The organism is Budvicia diplopodorum, from assembly GCF_009800925.1.
In the GTDB taxonomy this organism is placed as follows: Bacteria; Pseudomonadota; Gammaproteobacteria; order Enterobacterales; family Enterobacteriaceae; genus Budvicia; species Budvicia diplopodorum.
Genome location: NZ_WOYF01000044.1, coordinates 1 through 776 on the forward strand (window position 1 = coordinate 1; position 776 = coordinate 776).

The 776-nt window shown below is 47.7% G+C and carries 2 tRNA genes and 1 rRNA gene; all 3 read right to left on the reverse strand.

Annotated elements, in window-relative coordinates:
* Nucleotides 1-312: 312 nt before the first annotated feature.
* Nucleotides 313-388 (reverse strand) — tRNA-Ala (locus tag GVI43_RS15715).
* A 133-nt stretch (nt 389-521) separates the two neighbouring features.
* Nucleotides 522-598 (reverse strand) — tRNA-Ile (locus tag GVI43_RS15720).
* Nucleotides 599-700: 102 nt separating this feature from the next.
* A 16S ribosomal RNA gene (locus GVI43_RS15725) occupies nt 701-776 on the reverse strand; the annotation flags it as partial.

The window sequence follows — 776 nt, forward strand, 5'->3', positions numbered from 1 at the left end:
AGATTAGCACGCCCTTCATCGCCTCTGACTGCCTAGGCATCCACCGTGTACGCTTAGTCACTTAACCTCACAACCCCAAGGTGTCTTTTGATAAACACCGGCGACGAACCGCTATTCAAGACCACAAGGGTGATTGCAAAAAATTGAGAGACTGCTTAAGACAGGCTGTGTCAGTGTCTGACCGAAGTCATTCTCACAGCGTGTTTAAGCTTTCAAATTTCAGCTTGTTCCGGATTGTTAAAGAGCAAATATTTCACAGCACACCGCAACCGGTATACTCTGAAATATTAAGTAGGAAGCAGGTCTTCTTTATGGTGGAGCTAAGCGGGATCGAACCGCTGACCTCCTGCGTGCAAGGCAGGCGCTCTCCCAGCTGAGCTATAGCCCCATAAAGAACAACACACCTTATTTATTGTTTTACTCGACCAATTCGCTTAGCCGTCGGGGATTTTGATGCGAGTAACGCAGTGTGCAAGCACATGAGTCACGCAGCAATCAAAAGTCACAAGGATAAGTAGAATTGGTGGGTCTGAGTGGACTTGAACCACCGACCTCACCCTTATCAGGGGTGCGCTCTAACCACCTGAGCTACAGACCCAATAAGGTGCTTAAGCGTTAAGTGAACCTTAATGCTTATTGCTCTCTTTTCATTTCATCAGACAATCTGTGTGGACACTGCACTCGAACTGGTATCGCTTGGTAAGGAGGTGATCCAACCGCAGGTTCCCCTACGGTTACCTTGTTACGACTTCACCCCAGTCATGAATCACAAAGTG